The sequence below is a fragment of the Pseudoalteromonas sp. SIMBA_162 genome, from assembly GCF_046535955.1.
GTDB lineage: Bacteria > Pseudomonadota > Gammaproteobacteria > Enterobacterales > Alteromonadaceae > Pseudoalteromonas > Pseudoalteromonas marina.
This window is the reverse complement of record NZ_JAWJBQ010000450.1, coordinates 1-269: the sequence shown is the minus strand read 5'-3', so window position 1 is coordinate 269 and position 269 is coordinate 1. Positions and strand designations below refer to the sequence as shown.

General features: G+C 57.2%; 1 pseudogene. It reads left to right on the top strand.

Features of this window, described 5'->3' with window-relative positions:
- A pseudogene (glnL, locus tag R0J88_RS20440) lies at window positions 1–269 on the top strand (two-component system sensor histidine kinase NtrB); the annotation flags it as partial.

Genomic DNA, 269 nt, shown 5'->3' with positions numbered 1-269 from the left:
CGCGGCGCAGCTGCTCAGCAAAGCGTTACCTGACCCATCACTACTCGAATATACCAAAGTGATTATCGAACAGGCGGACCGGCTGCGAAATCTGGTCGACCGTCTGTTGGGGCCGCAGCTGCCCGGTACGCGCGTTACCGAAAGTATTCACAAAGTGGCTGAACGCGTGGTAACGCTGGTGTCGATGGAACTGCCGGACAACGTGCGGTTGATTCGTGATTACGATCCCAGCCTGCCGGAACTGGCGCACGACCCGGATCAAATTGAAC